General features: G+C 68.6%; 19 protein-coding genes and 1 pseudogene. 11 read left to right on the top strand and 9 right to left on the bottom strand.

Going from position 1 to position 16,639, the window contains the following annotated elements; translation table 11 throughout:
• Positions 1–32 precede the first annotated feature (32 nt).
• The 4 genes and pseudogenes from FHW81_RS11050 to yedA all read right to left on the bottom strand — a co-directional run bounded on the left by FHW81_RS11050 (position 33) and on the right by yedA (position 3,509).
• On the bottom strand, positions 33–926 hold the full coding sequence (locus tag FHW81_RS11050; protein ID WP_003146153.1) for a PA4780 family RIO1-like protein kinase: 894 nt from the start codon (positions 924–926) through the stop codon (positions 33–35).
• 123 nt (positions 927–1,049) lie between these two features.
• Entirely contained in the window at positions 1,050–2,231 is a 1,182-nt protein-coding gene (locus tag FHW81_RS11045; protein WP_033981092.1) for a cyclic di-GMP phosphodiesterase, read from the bottom strand.
• Between the two features lie 107 nt (positions 2,232–2,338).
• Positions 2,339–2,585: pseudogene (locus FHW81_RS11040) on the bottom strand (hypothetical protein).
• A 33-nt stretch (positions 2,586–2,618) separates the two neighbouring features.
• Complete coding sequence (yedA, locus tag FHW81_RS11035; protein WP_009877146.1) at positions 2,619–3,509, bottom strand: drug/metabolite exporter YedA; 891 nt, start codon at positions 3,507–3,509, stop codon at positions 2,619–2,621.
• Between the two features lie 154 nt (positions 3,510–3,663).
• Between yedA and FHW81_RS11030 the strand changes: the two genes are divergently transcribed.
• Positions 3,664–4,131, top strand: coding sequence for an Lrp/AsnC family transcriptional regulator (locus FHW81_RS11030; protein ID WP_003095262.1), 468 nt, complete (start codon positions 3,664–3,666; stop codon positions 4,129–4,131).
• 322 nt (positions 4,132–4,453) lie between these two features.
• Here the strand turns inward: FHW81_RS11030 and FHW81_RS11025 are convergent, their stop codons facing one another.
• The gene (locus tag FHW81_RS11025; protein WP_003102247.1) at positions 4,454–5,731 is read right to left on the bottom strand and encodes an acetyl-CoA C-acetyltransferase; all 1,278 of its coding nucleotides are present in this window, start codon (positions 5,729–5,731) and stop codon (positions 4,454–4,456) included.
• 254 nt (positions 5,732–5,985) lie between these two features.
• Here FHW81_RS11025 and FHW81_RS11020 point away from each other — a divergent pair, with 254 nt between their 5' ends.
• Complete coding sequence (locus FHW81_RS11020) at positions 5,986–7,341, top strand: 3-oxoacyl-ACP reductase (RefSeq protein ID WP_003112919.1); 1,356 nt, start codon at positions 5,986–5,988, stop codon at positions 7,339–7,341.
• Positions 7,342–7,452: 111 nt separating this feature from the next.
• On the opposite strand, the gene FHW81_RS11015 is transcribed toward FHW81_RS11020, so the two are convergent.
• Positions 7,453–8,454: an AraC family transcriptional regulator gene (locus FHW81_RS11015; RefSeq protein ID WP_003095270.1), complete on the bottom strand. Its 1,002-nt coding sequence runs from the start codon at positions 8,452–8,454 to the stop codon at positions 7,453–7,455.
• Between the two features lie 260 nt (positions 8,455–8,714).
• On the opposite strand from FHW81_RS11015, the gene FHW81_RS11010 reads away from it, so the two are divergent.
• The 4 genes from FHW81_RS11010 (at position 8,715) to FHW81_RS10995 (ending at position 11,391) form a co-directional block, all read left to right on the top strand.
• Positions 8,715–9,572, top strand: coding sequence for a MaoC family dehydratase (locus tag FHW81_RS11010; protein WP_003095272.1), 858 nt, complete (start codon positions 8,715–8,717; stop codon positions 9,570–9,572).
• Positions 9,573–9,653: 81 nt separating this feature from the next.
• Positions 9,654–9,959: a nucleotide pyrophosphohydrolase gene (locus tag FHW81_RS11005; protein ID WP_003102255.1), complete on the top strand. Its 306-nt coding sequence runs from the start codon at positions 9,654–9,656 to the stop codon at positions 9,957–9,959.
• On the top strand, positions 9,956–10,705 hold the full coding sequence (locus tag FHW81_RS11000; protein WP_003111303.1) for a methyltransferase domain-containing protein: 750 nt from the start codon (positions 9,956–9,958) through the stop codon (positions 10,703–10,705). Before FHW81_RS11005 ends, FHW81_RS11000 begins: the two co-directional genes overlap by 4 nt.
• Before the next feature lie 65 nt (positions 10,706–10,770).
• Entirely contained in the window at positions 10,771–11,391 is a 621-nt protein-coding gene (locus tag FHW81_RS10995) for a DUF4136 domain-containing protein (protein WP_019726931.1), read from the top strand.
• Here FHW81_RS10995 and FHW81_RS10990 read toward each other — a convergent pair.
• Positions 11,376–12,311 carry a glycerophosphodiester phosphodiesterase family protein gene (locus tag FHW81_RS10990; RefSeq protein WP_003102260.1) on the bottom strand — a complete coding sequence of 312 codons (936 nt, stop codon included), beginning with the start codon at positions 12,309–12,311 and terminating at the stop codon, positions 11,376–11,378. The genes FHW81_RS10995 and FHW81_RS10990 overlap by 16 nt on opposite strands.
• A gap of 131 nt (positions 12,312–12,442) precedes the next feature.
• Here FHW81_RS10990 and FHW81_RS10985 point away from each other — a divergent pair, with 131 nt between their 5' ends.
• The 5 genes from FHW81_RS10985 to FHW81_RS10965 all read left to right on the top strand — a co-directional run bounded on the left by FHW81_RS10985 (position 12,443) and on the right by FHW81_RS10965 (position 15,166).
• Positions 12,443–13,006 carry a DUF4136 domain-containing protein gene (locus FHW81_RS10985; RefSeq protein WP_003095282.1) on the top strand — a complete coding sequence of 188 codons (564 nt, stop codon included), beginning with the start codon at positions 12,443–12,445 and terminating at the stop codon, positions 13,004–13,006.
• Between the two features lies 1 nt (position 13,007).
• A complete protein-coding gene (locus FHW81_RS10980) occupies positions 13,008–13,490 on the top strand; it encodes a GNAT family N-acetyltransferase (protein ID WP_003111411.1) in 483 nt (160 codons plus the stop codon).
• On the top strand, positions 13,480–13,857 hold the full coding sequence (locus FHW81_RS10975; RefSeq protein ID WP_003095286.1) for a DsrE family protein: 378 nt from the start codon (positions 13,480–13,482) through the stop codon (positions 13,855–13,857). The genes FHW81_RS10980 and FHW81_RS10975 overlap by 11 nt, the downstream gene beginning before the upstream one ends.
• Positions 13,854–14,321 carry a glycine cleavage system protein H gene (locus FHW81_RS10970; RefSeq protein WP_003121090.1) on the top strand — a complete coding sequence of 156 codons (468 nt, stop codon included), beginning with the start codon at positions 13,854–13,856 and terminating at the stop codon, positions 14,319–14,321. The genes FHW81_RS10975 and FHW81_RS10970 overlap by 4 nt, the downstream gene beginning before the upstream one ends.
• 116 nt (positions 14,322–14,437) lie before the next feature.
• Positions 14,438–15,166 (top strand): GrpB family protein, encoded by a 729-nt coding sequence (locus FHW81_RS10965; protein ID WP_003457214.1) that lies wholly within the window; start codon positions 14,438–14,440, stop codon positions 15,164–15,166.
• A gap of 22 nt (positions 15,167–15,188) precedes the next feature.
• On the opposite strand, the gene FHW81_RS10960 is transcribed toward FHW81_RS10965, so the two are convergent.
• A complete protein-coding gene (locus tag FHW81_RS10960; protein WP_196496113.1) occupies positions 15,189–15,794 on the bottom strand; it encodes an AAA family ATPase in 606 nt (201 codons plus the stop codon).
• Positions 15,764–16,564 (bottom strand): class I SAM-dependent methyltransferase, encoded by an 801-nt coding sequence (locus FHW81_RS10955; RefSeq protein ID WP_003095295.1) that lies wholly within the window; start codon positions 16,562–16,564, stop codon positions 15,764–15,766. The genes FHW81_RS10960 and FHW81_RS10955 overlap by 31 nt, the downstream gene beginning before the upstream one ends.
• Positions 16,565–16,639 lie beyond the last annotated feature (75 nt).

Here is a 16,639-nt window from a genome sequence, read left to right as displayed (position 1 = left end):
ACAGTTGGCGGGAAAAAACATCCGCCAGCCGCTCACTGCAACCAGGGCGGCGGCGGTTCCTCGCGCTCGCCACGCGGCGCGTCGTCGGCCTGGCGCAGCGCCTGGCGACGCGCCTCCTCGCGCTGCGCGGCATCGATCTCGCGGAGCACCGCGCGCACGTCGGCGGCCTCTTCGGCTTCGACGAAGGTGCCGCTGAGCGGGGTTTCCGCTGTCAGCTCGCCGGCTTCGTAGAGCGCCCACATTTCCTTGGCATAGCGGGTCTGCCTGAGTTCCGGGGCGAAGCGGCCGAAGTAGGCGGCCATGTTGCCGACGTCGCGTTCGAGCATGCTGAACGCATGGTTGTTGCCGGCCGCGTCGACCGCCTGCGGCAAGTCGATGATCACCGGGCCGTCCGGACCGAGCAGGACGTTGAACTCGGAGAGGTCGCCGTGCACCAGGCCGGCGCAGAGCATGGCGACGATCTGGCGGATCAGGAAAGCGTGGTGGCGCCGTGCCTCGTCGGGCTCCAGCGTCACGTCGTTGAGACGCGGCGCAGCATCGCCGTCGGCGTCCGCCACCAGTTCCATCAGCAACACGCCATCGAGGAAATCATAGGGCTTCGGCACCCGCACACCGGCCCCGGCGAGACGGAACAGGGCCGCCACTTCGGCATTCTGCCAGGCTTCCTCCTGTTCGCGGCGGCCATACTTCGAGCCCTTGGCCATGGCCCGCGCCTGGCGGCTGTTGCGGACCTTGCGGCCCTCCTGGTACTCGGCGGCCTGGCGGAAGCTGCGCTTGTTGGCTTCCTTGTAGACCTTGGCGCAACGCAGGCTGTCGCCGCAACGCACCACATAGACCGAGGCTTCCTTGCCGCTCATCAGCGGGCGCACGACCTCGTCGATCAGACCGTCTTCGATCAACGGTTCCAGGCGTCTGGGTGTCTTCATCGGTGCTACGCGGTTCCTCGGGGCCAATGTGTAAGGCAAAGGGTCTGACGTTATACGGCAAACGCCGTGCCGAGCACAGCCGGACGCGCCGGCTTTCCGCCGGACTGCGCACCGATCGGCGTACTAGGCCGGTGGCGCGGTGAGTTCGATGCTTTCCGCCACCGCCTGTTCCAGCCGCTGCATCTCCACGTCCAGCGCCTCGGCGCTGTCGGCGTAGCGCCGGGCAACCTCGGCGAAAGCGTCGGCCACGGCGACGAAGGCCTCCACCAGCCGTGGGTCGAATTCACTGCCGGCGCCGGCCTGGATCAGCAGCACCGCCTCGGCATGCGCCAGCGGCGGACGGTAGGCGTGCCGGCTGGTCAGTTCATCGTAGCGGTCGGCCAGGGCGACGATCCGCGCCGCCAGGGGAATCCGCTCGCCCGCAAGGCCTTCCGGAAAGCCCCGGCCATCCCAGCGTTCGTGATGACTGTAGGCGATCTGCCGGGCGAAGCGGAGGAATCCGGAAGGCTGGCCGAGCCGCCGCTCGGCGCTGGCCAGGGCGTCGCGCCCGGCGCGGGTATGGCCCTGTAGCAGGGCGGTGTCGGCGGCGTCCAGTTGCCCGGGGTTGAGCAGGACCCGGTCGGGCACCGCGACCTTGCCGATGTCATGCAACAGCGCCGACTTGCTCAGCAGGTCGACAGCCTCCGGAGTCAGCTCGTCGGCGAACGCCCGCTGCGCCGCCAGGTGCTCGGCGAGCAGCCTGACATAGCGCTCGATACGCGGAAGATGGCGGCTGCGCGGGTTGTCGCGAAGATCGCCAAGGGTCGCCAGGGCTTCGATGACGGCGTCCTGCAACTGTTGCAGTTGGCGCGTGCGACGGCGCACTTCGAGTTCCAGGTATTCGCTCTTGTCGCGCAGGAAATCGGCATTGGCCTTCAATTGCAGATGGGTACGCACCCGCGCCAGGACGATCGGCGGGCTCACCGGCTTGCCCAGGTAATCCACCGCGCCCAGGGCCAGGCCCTGTTGCTCGTCGTCGCGATCGGCGCGGGCAGTGAGGAACATCAACGGGATGTCGCGGGTCAGCGGATCGGTCTTGAGCCGTCGGCAGACCTCGTAGCCGTCCATGCCCGGCATGTTCACATCGAGCAGGATCAGGTCCGGGCGCGGCTCTTCGACGGCTGCCCGCAGCCCGGCCGGGCCGCTGCCGGCGGTGCGCACGCGGTACTGCTCCTCGAGCAGCTCGCGCATCAGCAGCAGGTTGTCCGGGGTGTCGTCCACCACCAGCACGAGTTCCTGCTCGGGCCTGTCCAGCATGCTCTCCATCGCCCCTCCGGCCTTCGCTACGGGGCCGCCTGGCGGCGACCGTCATTCCGTATTGAAGACGCTGGAGACGACTTCTGCACGTCCGGTCAGGCGCCCGGGGCGACCGTTCAGGGCGTCAGGCGGAAACGCAGTGGCGAATCCTCGGCCTCGGCGCCGTTCTCGCTCTCGCCGAAGGCCCGGCGCTCGATGGGGTCCTGGCCGAAATACTCCTTGATCGGCGACTCGATGGCCTTGCCGCCGGGGCTCACGTGACTGGCGCAACCGCCAAGGAACACCAGGACCACACCGATGACCAGCGCTTTCATCTTCGTACCCCCCGTCAGCCCGGCCCATCCGGGCGCTGCGCCGCAGCATGGCGCAGCCCGCCTTAGGGATCGCTTAAGGCATTCAGGCGGCGGCGCGGCTGGCGCGCCACTGGGGCAGGCCGATGAGCACCACGGCGCTGATGATCACCGCCATCGCCAGCCCCTCGATACCGCCGATCCGCTCGCCGGCGAACAGGGTGCCGAGCAACACCGCCACCGCCGGATTGACGTAGGCATAGCTGGTGGCCGCCGCCGGCCGTACGTTGCGCAGCAGGTACTGGTAGGCGCTGAAGGCGATGATCGAGCCGAACAGGATCAGGTACACCAGCGCCAGCCAGCCGCTGGTGCTCGGCCAATGCTCCAGGCGCTCGCCGCTGGCCAGGCTGCCGACCAGCAGCACCGCGCCGCCGACCAGCATTTCCGCGGCGCTGGCCATCGGTCCGGCCGGCAGCGACAGGCGCCGGCTCCACACCGAGCCGAAGGCCCAGGACGCGGCGGCGAACAGGATCAGGCCGGCGCCGGCAGGGCTGGCCTGGAGGTTCGAACCGAGGTTGAGCAGGACGATGCCGAACAGCCCGAGCACGATGCCGCCCCATTCCAGCGTGGTGTTGCGCTGGCCGAACAACTGGCTGAACAGCAGGGTGAACAGCGGCACCGTAGCCACCGCAAGGGCCGCCACCCCGGAAGACACGCCCCAGTGCTCGGCCACCGTCACCCCGCCGTTGCCGCAACTGAGCAGGAGGATTCCGACGATCCCCGCGCCGCGCCACTCGCGCCAGGTCGGCAACGGCGCGCCGCGCCAGCGCAACCAGGCGAACATCAGGCCGCCGGCGATGACGAAGCGCACCCCGGCCATCAGCATCGGAGGCCAGGACTCGACGCCGAAGCGGATCGCCAGGTAAGTGGAGCCCCAGATGAAGTACAGGGCGAAGAACGCACCGAAAAGCAACAGCGGAAGGCGACGGGCAGGCATGGAAAGCACTCGACAGGGCAGGCGGGAGAAAGACTTCATTTTATGAGGTCGCTACCCGCCGGTTAAGGCACAGCCGCTGGTTATCGGGACGTAACACTTTTCTTTCTATGGAAATCGGCCATGCTTTCCGTCGATTCGACAACCGGGATCCATCATGGACAAATACGACCGTGCGCTCCTCGCCGCCCTGATCGACAACGGCCGCCTGACCTTCGCCGAACTGGCCCGGCGCATCAACCTGTCGCCCCCGGCGGTGGCCGACCGGGTGGCCAAGCTGGAGGCCGAAGGGGTGATCACCGGCTACCACGCCTCGGTGAACCTGGCCAAGCTCGGCCTGCCCATCGAGTGCGTGATCGAACTGCGGATCACCGAGAAGGATTGCCAGTCAGTGCTCGACGAACTGGCCCGGATCCCCCAACTGACCCTCTGCCACCGGATCACCGGCGACGCCTGCGTGCTGATGAAGGCCGCCGTGGCTTCGATGCCGGAGCTGCAGGACCTGATCGACCGGCTGATGAAGTTCGGCATCAGCAAGACCTCGATGATCCTCTCCACCCCCTTCGCCGACCGCCAGCCGGCAAGCCTGCGGGGGCAGGACGGCAATGGCGGATGTGCGGCGTGAGCCCTGCGCCGGGGTTATCCGGCAGGCGTCGGGATCCGTACTTCATCGCCGCCACGAACCCGAACCGTAGGGCGCATAACGCCAACGGCGTTATCCGCCGCAGCGGCACTCCCGGCCGATAGCGGAGCCGCCCTCACCCCAACTCTCTCCCTGAAGAGAGAGGGGATTCTCCGTACAAGCGTCGAATTCGCTGTCTCCAACGCCGCCGACGAACCCGAACCGTAGGGCACCGGCAAAAAAAAGGCGGTCCCGTTCGCACGGCACCGCCCAAGTCACGGAGTTGCTTACATCGTCGAGCGACAAGGCCGCTCGCCTTATTGGATTACCGCTCGATGATCGCGGTCACACCCTGCCCACCGGCGGCGCAGATGGAAATCAGCCCGCGTCCCTGCTCCGCCAGCGAGAGCAGCTTGGCCAGGTTGGCGACGATCCGTCCTCCCGTGGCGGCGAACGGGTGGCCGGCGGCCAGCGAGCTGCCCTTGACGTTGAGCTTGCTGCGGTCGATGGAGCCCAGCGGCTGGTCGAGGCCGAGGCGGGTCTTGCAGTACTCGGGGTCTTCCCAGGCCTTCAGGGTGCAGAGCACCTGGGCGGCGAAGGCCTCGTGGATCTCGTAGTAGTCGAAGTCCTGCAGGCTCAGGCCGTTGCGTGCCAGCAGCCGCGGCACCGCGTAGACCGGCGCCATCAGCAGGCCCTCCTGGCGATCGACGAAGTTCACCGCCGCCGCCTCGCCGTCCTTGAAATAGGCCAGGATCGGCAGGCCGCGCGCCTTCGCCCACTCCTCGCTGGCCAGCAGTACCACCGAGGCGCCGTCGGTCAGCGGCGTCGAGTTGGCCGCCGTGAGGGTGCCGCGCGAACCGCGCTCGAACACCGGCTTGAGGGTGCCGATCTTCTCCAGGTCGATATCCGGGCGCAGGTTCTGGTCGCGGGTCAGGCCGCGGAATGGCGTCATCAAGTCGTTCTGCCAGCCCTCCTCATAGGCCGCGGCCAGCTTGTGGTGGCTCTCGAAGGCCAGCCTGTCCTGCTCGTCGCGGGGAATCTGCCAGGTCTGCGCCATCAGTTCGCAGGACTCCCCCATCGACAGCCCGGTGCGCGGCTCGCCGTTGCGCGGGATGGCCGGGACCACGTGGCGCGGGCGGATCTTCAGCAGGCTCTTGAGCTTGTCCAGGTTGCTCTTGCCGCGGTTGGCCTCGAGGAGAATCTTGCGCAGGCCCTCGTTGACCCCGATCGGCGCGTCGGAAGTGGTATCGACGCCGCCGGCGATGCCGCTGTCGATCTGCCCGAGGGCGATCTTGTTGGCCACCAGGATCGCCGCCTCCAGGCCGGTACCGCAGGCCTGCTGGATATCGTAGGCCGGGGTTTCCGGGGCCAGGCGCGAACCGAGCACGCATTCGCGGGTCAGGTTGAAGTCGCGCGAATGCTTCAGCACGGCGCCGGCCACCACCTCGCCAAGGCGCTCTCCGTGCAGGTTGTAGCGCTCCACCAGGCCTTCCAGGGCGGAAGTGAGCATCTCCTGGTTGCTCGCCGTGGCGTACACGGTGTTCGAGCGGGCGAAGGGAATACGGTTGCCGCCGACAATGGCGACCCGGCGCAGCTGGGTCATGGAAGAACTCCTTGCTGGAATCGTTTACGCCGAGCCGAGGCTCGACCCGTTAACTGAGCGGTCAGTGGCGCACAGGCTAACCTTAGCCGGTCGCGTCGCATTGGCCGCCCTGCCGTTATCCCGGTCAGCGCGGTCAATTGCGGCGAACAGGTGGCTGCGTAGAGTTGTCCACACTGTTACCCGCGTTCCCTCGGCATCGTTGGCCGGCGGAATCCACCTTCAGCCTTGGAGCCTTTCCACCGGGAGCCCGTTCCATGACCGATCGTTACATCGCCTTCGCCAACTCCCCCGTCGGCCGCCGCCTGGTTGGCGCCGTCGGCCTTCCCTCCCCGCTGCGCCTGGAGCGCTGGCAGGCCGGCCGGGTGCGGCCGGTGGACGGCCCGCTGGTGATCGGCGGGAGCGGCGCGCTGGCCGAGGCCGTGCTGCCCTTCGCCGGCAAGCTGACCGACGCGGTGTTCGCCGCCGTCGACGGACAGTTCGAGCTGCCGCGCTGGACCGCCGAGCACAGCCCGCGGGCCAAGGCGGTGCTGTTCGACGCCAGCGGCCTGACCCGCTTCGAGCAGTTGGTGGCGCTGCGCGACTTCTTCCAGCCGGTGCTCAAGGGCCTCGACAAGTGCCCGAAGGTGGTGGTCCTCGGACGCCCCCCCGAGTCTCTCAAGGACCCGGTCACCGCCAGCGTGCAACGCAGCCTGGAAGGTTTCACCCGCTCCCTGGGCAAGGAAATCCGTCGCGGCGGCAACGTGCAGTTGCTGTACGTCGGCAAGGGCGCCGAGGACCAACTGGAAGGCGCGCTGCGCTTCTTCCTCTCGCCGAAGAGCGCCTACGTCTCCGGCCAGGTGATCCGTCTTGCCGCCAACAGCGCCCAGGTCCACGACTGGAGCAAGCCGCTGGCCGGCCAGCGCGCACTGGTCACCGGCGCCGCCCGCGGCATTGGCGCGGCCATCGCGGAAACCCTGGCGCGCGACGGCGCGGAAGTGGTGCTGCTCGACGTGCCGCCGGCCAGGGAGGCCCTCGAAGGCCTCGCCGCGCGCCTCGGCGGCCGTGCCGTGGCCCTCGACATCTGCGCCGCGGACGCCGGGCAGCAACTGGTGGAGGCGCTGCCGGAGGGCGTCGATATCGTCGTGCACAACGCCGGGATCACTCGCGACAAGACCCTGGCGAAGATGAGCAGCGACTTCTGGAACTCGGTGATCAACGTCAACCTCAATGCCCCGCAGGTGCTGACCCAGGCCCTGCTCGACGGCGGCAAGCTGCATGACAACGGCCGGGTGGTGTTGCTGGCGTCGATCAGCGGCATCGCCGGCAACCTCGGGCAGAGCAACTACGCGGTGAGCAAGGCCGGCCTGATCGGCCTGGCCCAGGCCTGGGCGCCGGCGCTGGGCAAGCGCGGCATCACCATCAACGCGGTGGCGCCGGGCTTCATCGAGACGCAGATGACCGCCGCCATTCCGCTGACCATCCGCGAGGCCGGCCGGCGGATGAACTCCATGAGCCAGGGCGGCCTGCCGCAGGACGTCGCCGAAACGGTGGCCTGGTTCGCCCAGCCGTCGTCCGGCGCGGTCAGCGGCCAGGTGCTGAGGGTGTGCGGGCAGAGCCTGCTGGGGGCCTGAGGCGGCCCCTGACTCCCCGGCAACAGGACGCCGACCCGGTAGGGCGGATAACGCCAACGGCGTTATCTGGCCCTGCACCGGGAAACCACCGGTAGCCCCTTCGGACAGGCCCTACCCGCGCCCCTGCTGCCCGCGCCGGCGGAACTCCACCGGCGTCTCGCCGACCCAGCGCTTGAACGCGCGATAGAAGGTGCTCGGCTCGGAAAACCCGGTGCGTTCGACGATCACTTCGATGCGCTCGTCGGTCTTCAGCAGCAGTTCCTTGGCCAGTCGGCAGCGGTAGTCGGTGACCAGGTCGTTGAAGCGCACCCCGGCCATCGCCAGGCGTTCGCGCAGACGTCGGGCCGGCATGCCGAGGCGCGCGGCGACCTGCTCCAGGGTGGCGCCTCCGTCCACCAGCAACTCGCCGATCAGTTCGCGGACCTGGCGCACCAGGTCCAGGCGCTCCACCTCGGCCAGTTGCCGGCGCGCCAGCGACTCGTGCATGCGCAGCAGTTCCGGGGCGGCGTGGCGCGAGGGTTTGTCCAGCACCGCGGCATCGAATACCAGCGCGTAGCGCGGCATGCCGAGGATCGTCGGGCAGCCGTAGACCGCACGGTAGCGCTCCATCGGCGCGCCGGTTTCGTTCATCAGTTGCACTTCCAGCGGCTTGAACTCGCCCTCGGTGAGCGCGCCGAACAGGCGGATCACCGCGCCGGCGAGCATTTCCGGGAAGTGGCGGTTGATCGCCGGCGATTCGCCCAGCGACAGCACCGCGCGCTCGCCCTCCACCTCCAGTTGCGCCTGCAGGGTGTCGGACAGCAGGCGTACGTAGCGCAGGGAATGGCGCAGGCCGGCGCCGAAGGTATCGCTGGAGAGGAACAGGTATTCCAGGAGCAGGCCGTGGAACGCCGGCAGGTGCTCGGCCAGGTGCAGGCCGACATGCTCTTCGCCGCACTCGTCGGCGGCGGCCTTCCAGAACAGGTTCTGTGCGGAATGGGGGAAACGGCCGGCCGGCAGGCCACCCGGCGGCAGCCCGACACGGACCAGGACCCGGTCCGGATCGCAGCCGCTGGCGCGCAGGGCGTCGATCACCGGGCGCATCAGCGCTACATCGTCGGTCAGATCACGCATGGTGTTTTTTCTAGTTATCCATGGGGCGGGCCCATCTTAGGCAGCTTTGCCATCCCCTCTCAAGGAGAGGCCATAGAAATAACCCATCCCGCATGACGGAAAAACCCTCAGATCGACTAGCCGCCGGCGTGGTCGAAAATCTCGATGCAGACGCATCCCGGAGCCGATTGACCGCCCTGCCAGCGGCGTCGGCCAGGCGGCCAATGCCTGCTGCGGGTGCTCGACTAAGCTGACAGCCACCTATTTCGAGGAGATGTCCAATGCCCACCGCCTGGCTCGACCTGCCCGCCCCACCCGCCCTGCCCGGCCTGTTCCTGCGCGCCGCACTGCGCCGCGGCATCCGCGGCAAGGCCCTGCCCGAGCGCGGCCTGCGCAGCCAGGTCACGGTGGACCCGAAGCACCTCGAGCGCTACCGCCAGGTCTGCGGCTTCCGCGACGACGGCCTGCTGCCGCCGACCTACCCGCACATCCTCGCCTTCCCGCTGCAGATGGCGCTGCTCACCGACAAGCGCTTCCCCTTCCCGCTGCTCGGCCTGGTCCACCTGGAGAACCGCATCGACGTGCTGCGCGCGCTCGGCGGCCTCGGCCCGTTCACCGTGAGCGTCGCGGTGGAAAACCTGCAACCGCACGACAAGGGCGCCACCTTCAGCATCGTCACCCGCCTGGAAGACCAGCTTGGCCTGCTCTGGGTCGGCGACAGCAAGGTGCTCTGCCGCGGCGTCAAGGTGCCCGGCGAAATTCCGCCGAAAGCCGAGCAGGAGCCGCTGCCGCTGGAGCCGGTCGACAACTGGAAGGCGCCCGCCGACATCGGCCGGCGCTATGCCCGTGCCGCCGGCGACTACAACCCGATCCACCTGTCGGCGCCCAGCGCCAAGCTGTTCGGCTTTCCCCGCGCCATCGCCCACGGCCTGTGGAACAAGGCTCGCAGCCTGGCCGCCCTCGGCGAGCGACTGCCAGCCTCGGGCTATCGGGTCGAGGTGCGCTTCCAGAAGCCAGTGCTGCTGCCGGCCAGCCTCACCCTCCTGGCCAGCGCGGCGGCGGCGGACGGCCAGTTCAGCCTGCGCGGCAAGGACGACCTGCCGCACATGGCCGGGCATTGGAGCCGGCTACAGGGCTGACGCCGGTCCGCCATGCCTTGAAGCTTCGGGCGCAAAGCCCGAAGCTATGCGGCTGCTTACCGCCACCGCGAAGAATCCCCCATGGACCTGCACGAACTCACCGCGCGCCTGCACGCCATCCGCGACCGCAACGACTGGCGCCAATTCCACAGCCCGAAGAACCTGGCCATGGCCGCCAGCGTCGAGATGGCCGAACTGGTGGAGATCTTCCAGTGGCTGACGGAAGACCAGTCGCGCACGCTGTCGGCCGAGCAGCTCGAACACGCTGGCCAGGAAGTTGGCGACATCGTCCTTTATCTGCTGCTGTTCTGCGGGGAAACCGGCCTCGACCTGGAACAGGTGGTGCGCGCCAAGCTGGCCGACTGCGAACGGCGCTTCCTGCCATGAGCGACCGCCATTTCGACGAACTGGCGACGCGCTTCGCCGAAAAGATCTATGGCGGCGCCAAGGGTGCGATCCGCCTCGCGGTACTCCAGGCCGACCTCGCCGAGGCCCTCCCGGAGCGACCTCTGCGGGTCCTCGACATCGGCGCCGGGCTCGGCCACATGTCGCTCTGGCTGGCCGCTCGCGGCCACCGCGTAACCCTCGCCGAGCCAGCGCAACCCATGCTCGACGGCGCCCGCCAGCGCTTCGCCGAAGCCGGGCAGGCCGCCGAATTCATCCAGGCGCCCTGGCAGGAACTGCTCGGCCAGCTCACCGAGCCCTACGACCTGGTGCTCTGCCACGCCGTGCTCGAGTGGCTGGCCGAACCCCATGCGATCCTGCCGGTGCTGCACCAACTCTGCGCACCCGGCGGCTGGCTGTCGCTGGCCTTCTACAATCGCGACGCGCTGATCTACCGCAACCTGCTCAAGGGCCACTTCCGCAAGCTGCGCAAGGAACGCTTCGCTGGCGAGGGGCAGAGCCTGACCCCGCAGCGCCCGCTCGACCCGCGCGAGCTGGAACAGGCGCTGGCAGCGCGTTGGCGCATCGAGGCGCGCAGCGGCGTGCGGGTGTTCCACGACTACATGCCGAGCGAGTTCCAGGCCAAGGCCGAACGGCTCGACCTGGTGGAAATGGAACTGGCCTACCGCCGCCACCCGGCCTTTGCCGGGCTTGGCCGCTACCTGCACTGGCTGTGCCGCCCGCAATGAAAGGCGCAGAATGCAGTCTGAGCCTGCAAGGGCCGCCGACGTAGCGCGGCCACGGAGCGTCGAGCATGCAATCGCGACTGTTGATCCTACCGTTACTCGCCAGCCTGGCCGCCCTCGGTGCCTGCCAGGGCGACAATCCCTACCGTGCCAGCTCCCTGCCCTACCCGCCGCAGCCGGCCGCCGCGGCCAATCCCGGCCTCGATCCCGGGGCCTATCCGGCGGCGCCGCGCGACTACGCCCGCTACCGTAGCTGGAGCTGGGCCGCCGCCGGGGTCAGCGGCTTTCCCCAGGGCCTGGACGACAACCAGTTGCGCGACGCCGTCAGCCAGCAGCTCGACCAGCGCGGCCTGCGCCCGGCGCGGCCGGGCAGCGCGGCCGACCTGCAGGTCAGCGCGTTCCTGCGCAACGAACTGCGCACCCGCCAGGTCACCGACTACTACGGCGGCTACTACGGCAACTACGGCGGCTGGCGCGATCCCTGGTACGGCTATGGCGCCAGCTACCCGGTGACCCGCAGCTACACCGTGCAGGTCACCGTGGTCCGCGTCGAGCTGAACGACGCCCGCAGCGGCCAGCCGGTGTGGGGCAACAGCGCCGAGTTCGACTCCGGCGACTCCGCCAGCGAACAGGCCAAGGCCCTGCGCGAAGCGGTGAAACGGGCGCTGTCGAGCTACCCGCCGGGCTGATCGGCGAGCACCCGGCGGCGGATCGCCTCCATCTTCCTGGGCGAGTTGCTCATCACCGCGTCGGCGCCCAGGGCGCGCGCGGTGCGGTAGTCCTCGGCGGTCTCGATGCCGAACATCACCACCTTCACCGGCTCGCGGCGCACGCAGTCCATCGCTTTGCGCGTCCACAACTGCGCCGCCGGCACCTTGTAGGAAGACTCGCCAAGGGTGAAGCGCTCGGTCACCGTCAGTTCGCGGCGCAGCTCGATGCCCATCCAGGTGCCGCCGGCCGGCGGTGCCTCGCAGCGCTCGCCGAAGGCCAGGCCGACCAGGCGGTTGCGCGTCGCATCGCGGCTTTCGAACTGTCGCGCGCGGTCCGCGTAGCGCTGCGTCAGGTAGTCGTTGGCGGCCTTCTCGGTGGAATAGAAACGCACCCGCGACCAGGCCTTCTGCCGCTCCAGCTCGCCGGCCACGGCATCGACCAGCGGCTCCACCGGCAGCGACTTCATGTCGAGGAACACCGGCACCTGCGGCGGGATCGCCCGCAGCGCCTGGCGCAGCGTAGGAATCCGCAGCGGCTTCTGGCGGTAGGGATAGCTGCCGTCCTCGGCCTTGAACATATAGCCGGCGTTCAAGCGCGCCAGCTCGGCCAGGCTCGACTGGCCGACCGCGCCGGCGCCCTGGGTCAGGACCGCCAGGTCAGCGGGGCGATAGAGCACCGGATGGCCATCGGCGCTCAACTGCACCGACAACCATAGCGCGTCGGCGCCGTTGTCCAGCGCCTTGCGGATCGCCAGCAGGGTGTTCTCCGGGTAGTCCGCGGTGCCGGCGCGATGGGCCACCAGCAGCGGGCCCGGGCCATCCGCCGGTACCACCGAGCGTGCCTCGACGCAGCCGGTCAGCGACAGGCCCAGCAGCAGGATCGCAATACTTCGATTCATTTCATTCTCCCGTCGCGCCCTATAGGGCGGGTGCTCGCCAACGTTACTTGTGGAGACGCTTCAAACCCGCGTTTCCTCTTGCCTTTCATCCGGCGCTGAGCTTGGATGTGAACTCTGACTGGAGAAAAACCATGATCCGCCGAATCCTGCTGCTCGGCCTGCTCCTCAGCCTCGCAGCCTGCGAAACCACCCAGCTCGACCGCGACTTCGACAGCTCCCGCGACTTCGCCGCCTACCGTAGCTGGAGCTGGTCGCAACCCGCCTTCGAATACCGCCCCGACGACCCACGCATCAAGAGCGACCTCACCGAGCAACGCATCCGCGAAGCCGTCGCCCAGCAGCTCGACCAGCGCGGCCTGCGTCCGGCCCAGGGCAACGCCAGGGGCGACGTCACGGTGCGCGCCTACCTGATCGTCGACGATCGCCAGGACCAGATCACCACCAACTACGGCGGCGGTTACTGGGGCGGCTACTGGGGAGGATACTGGGGCGGCCCGGCGATGGCCGAGACGCGCACCGTGAATTACAAGGTTGCCACCCTCCAGGTCGACCTGTTCGACGGCAAGGACGGCAAGCTGGTCTGGCGCGGCAGCGGCGAGCAGATCATGCGCACCAGCCCGCCGAGCCCGGCCGAGCGCGAGCAGGCGATCCGCGAGACGGTGCAGAAAGTCATGTCGCAATACCCGCCGCGCTGACATGCAGCTCAGCCACCGCCCGGCGGAGACCGGTGACCTGGAGACGGTCGCCGGCTTCCCCCAGGACCGCGACGAACTCTTCTATTGCTACCCCAAGGCGATCTGGCCGTTCAGCGTCGCCCAGCTGGCCGCCGCCATCGCCGAACGCCGCGGCAGCACCGTGGCCGTGCACGACGGACAGGTGCTCGGCTTCGCCAACTTCTACCAGTGGCAGCACGGCGACTTCTGCGCCCTCGGCAACATGATGGTGGCGCCCGCCGCGCGCGGTCTGGGCGTGGCCCGCTACCTGATCGGGGTCATGGAAAACCTCGCCCGCGAACAGTACAAAGCGCGCCTGATGAAGATTTCCTGCTTCAACGCCAACGCCGCCGGGCTGCTGCTCTATACCCAGCTCGGCTACCAGCCGCGCGCCATCGCCGAACGCCACGATCCGGACGGCCGGCGCGTGGCGCTGATCCAGATGGACAAGCCCCTTGAACCCTGACACCCACGCCCAGCGCGTCCTCATCATCGTCTCCAGCGGCCCGAGCACCCCGGCCCGCTGCGCCGCGCCCTTCCACACCGCCACCCTGCTGGCCTGCATGGACGCCGAGGTGACCCTGTTCCTCAGCGGCGAAGGCGTGCAGTTGGCCCGCCGCGCCGTCGCCGACCAGTTGCGCGCGCTGGACGGCGGCGAGCCGCTGCGCCACTTCATCCGCCAGGCCCGCGAGGCCGGCGCGCGCCTGCTGATGTGCCGCCAACCCGGGGTGAACATCGACGAAAGCGAACTGATCGAGGAACTCGACGAAATCTCCAGCGGCGGCGAACTGGCACGGCTGATCCTCGAATCCGAGCGGGTGCTGACCCTATGAGCGCGAACCTGCACGGCCTGGAGTTCCCCGACGGGCTGTTCTACGCCCCGGACTACAACCTGTGGTTGCGCGAGGAAGTCGACGGCAGCCTGACCCTGGGCCTGAGCGCCTACGGCTGCGCGCTGTATGGCGAAATCTTCGCCTTCACCCCCAAGCGCGACGGCTGGCACATCGAACGCGACCGCAGCTTCGGCGTGGTCGAGTTCGCCAAGGCTGCCTCCTCGGCCCGCAGCCCGTTGGCCGGGACCCTGCTGGCGAGCAACCCGGCGGTGGTCAAGCGCCCGGCGCTGATCAACCGGGATTGCTACGGCGAGGGCTGGATGGTACGGCTGCAACCGGACGACTGGGCCTCGGCGCGGAGCGCGTTTCTCCAGGGAGACGCGGCGCGGGAGGCATTCGCCGAGCGCATGCGCCTGGATGGGTTCGATCCGCAGCATCCAGGGGTGCAGGCGCTGGACGTCTGAGACTCCCGGGTTTTACCCGCACCCCGCTCGCGGAAGGCGGATAACGCCGCTGGCGTTATTCGCCCTACCCCAGCTCCCCATCGCCGCCAATCTCCCGCATATCCCCGGAGTCCGCCATGTCCTCACCCCAACCGCCCCGCTTCGACGGCCAACGCTGGAGCAACGCCGACGACGACCGCATCGAGGTGCTGCCCGCCGACCCCGCCTGGCCACAACGCTTCGCCGCCGAAGCCGAGGCCATCCGCACGGCACTGGCGCTGCCCGGGCTGGGCATCGAGCATGTCGGCAGCACCGCGGTGCCCGGGCTCGACGCCAAGCCGATCATCGACATCCTCCTGCTGCCGCCGCCCGGCCACGATCCGCAGCGGCTGGTAGCCCCGCTGGAGGGCCTCGGCTACCAGTTCTGGCGCGAGAACCCGAACACCCAGCGGATGTTCTTCGTCAAAGGCATGCCGCCCTTCGGCCATGGCCGCACCCACCATGTCCATGTCATGCCCCTGGCCCAGGCCGACCGCTACCTGCTGTTCCGCGACTGGCTGCGCAACCACCCCGACGACGCCCGCCTCTACGCCGAAACCAAGCACACTCTGGCACGCCGCTACCCCACCGACCGCGAGGCCTATACCCGTGGCAAGGACGAGGTCGTCGCAAGGATTCTCGGCCGGGCGCTGGCGGCGACGCGGCACCCAATGATACAGAGTGGCCTGGTAAGGGGAGAACGCGAAATGCACGCCAGGGAACTGCGTGAAACGCTGGTCGCCGGCGCGGAATCGACGCCAGGCGGCCCCGCCGATACAGCCTATTTCGAGTCGCTGCGCAGCCGGGTAAGCAAGCCCCAGGACTGAGGCGGATAGCGTGCTTCGCTCACTACTGCGACTGTGCGAGCACGGCTTCCACCAACCTCTCGATCACCTCCCCCACCCTCCCCGGCTCGCCAACCTCCACCCAGCGCAAATGCGCGAACCGCGGATCCTCGCGCAGGCCGGTGTATTTGCGGCGGTTGCCTGCGAAGGTGGTCCATGACCAGAGCAGGATCGAATCCCTGGAGCAGAACGCCATCCGCAGCGATTCACGGTTGCCGTGGGACAGGCGGGTGCGCAGCAGGCCCCGGGCCAGGGTGCGGCGAAGGACCCGGGAGAACACCGTCCAGCGCCCGAAATTCAGCCATACCACATGGGTGGCGCGGCCCCAGAGCAACTCGCGGACGGCGCTGTAGTTGCCGTCGGCGACCCAGCGCGGCGCCGTCGTCGCCCGCTCCACTGCGTGCTCGAAGCGTTCGTGGGGCACGGCTTGCCAGCCGGGGCCCCAGTAGAGTCGGTCGAGTTCGACATGCGTACAACCCAGCCTGGCGGCCAGCGCGGCGGAGAAGGTCGACTTCCCGGCCCCGCTGGTGCCGACCACCACCACACGCAGCGGCGCGCCTCGCCCGGCCTCGACGCAGGTCATGCCTTGACCGCGACCAGCGTGTAGCACATCGGGATCGCCAGCGGTCCGTCCTCGTAGAGGTCGTAGAGTTCCTCGCGATTCGAGTGCGGGTACTCCTTGAAGTGACTCAGGCGCAGGCCGGCGCCGAGCAGCCCGCCGAGGATGTCGCCGAGCGGGTGGACGTACCAGTAGCTGGCGATGCCGGTATCGCTGCCGCTGCCTTCGTAGACGATGGCCTCCCGGGATACGTGGGGCGTGTCGGTGAAGTAGTCGTTGCGCAGTTCGAACGGTCGCTCCGACTCGGGTTCGAGCATCTCCAGGAACGGGTGGGTTTCATAGATCGCCAATTGCCCGCCCGGCTTCAGCAGGCCGCTCACCGAGGCGAAGAAGCGCGCGATGTCGGGCATCCAGTTGAGCACACCGATGGTGATCAGCAGCAGGTCGAACTGACCGTTCAGCTCGGCCGGCAGCTCGTAGGCATTGGCTTCGACGAAACGCGGCTGATGCGGCGAGCGCTCGGCCAGTTGCCGCGCCTGGGCGAGGAAGGCGGCGGACTGGTCGATCCCCACCGCCCGCGCGACGCCGAAGGCGTACAGCGAAAGCACTTCCCGGCCGTTGTTGCAGCCGACCTGGACCGCCGCCTTGCCGGCCAGGTCCAGATTGCGCAGCACGCCAGCCAGGGTCTCGTCCAGGCAACTGAAGCCGGTTTCCTGTACCGCCAGCGACAATTCCTGCCAGCCGCTGCCACGCAGGTGACTGTCGGCGGACGCGTCCCAGGCGCGTCGGTTGCTTTCCACCGCGTGTTCAAGATCCGTCATGCGAAAACCTCAGAAGTGTTCCCAGGAAGGCCAGCCGAGTCGCGAACCCGCAGCCCACTCAATCGCGGAATTGCA

The sequence above is a fragment of the Pseudomonas sp. RC10-4-2 genome (assembly GCF_050433085.1).
Lineage (GTDB): Bacteria > Pseudomonadota > Gammaproteobacteria > Pseudomonadales > Pseudomonadaceae > Pseudomonas > Pseudomonas aeruginosa.
This window is presented reverse-complemented; position numbering and strand designations above follow the sequence as displayed.